The sequence below is a fragment of the Mesorhizobium sp. M8A.F.Ca.ET.208.01.1.1 genome (assembly GCF_004791315.1).
In the GTDB taxonomy this organism is placed as follows: domain Bacteria; phylum Pseudomonadota; class Alphaproteobacteria; order Rhizobiales; family Rhizobiaceae; genus Mesorhizobium.
Window position 1 is genome coordinate 1 of the sequence record NZ_SRUT01000366.1, and the last position, 289, is coordinate 289.

1 pseudogene is annotated in these 289 nt (G+C 64.0%); it reads left to right on the forward strand.

Features of this window, described 5'->3' with window-relative positions:
• Positions 1–105: pseudogene (locus EN851_RS35680) on the forward strand (cytochrome c biogenesis protein CcdA); the annotation flags it as partial.
• Positions 106–289 lie beyond the last annotated feature (184 nt).

The window sequence follows — 289 nt, forward strand, 5'->3', positions numbered from 1 at the left end:
GGCGCCTTGTTGGTGGTCGCCGGCGTGTTTTTCCTCACCGGCGGCGTGCAGAGCGCGTCCTACTGGCTGCTTGAGAATTTCCCGGTGCTGGGGCGGTTGGGGTAGGTTGCCATTTTATGCGCGATGATCACTCCGGCACGCCGGCGATGCCCAAGGCCTCGACGTAACGCTCGCCGAACACCTTGTCCTGCCATGGGTTGATCTGTCTCTGCAGGGTGAGCGTGTAGGTCGGGAACGCCTCCATCAGCCGCTGCGCCGCCGTCCGCGCCTCGTCCAACCGATCGAGTTT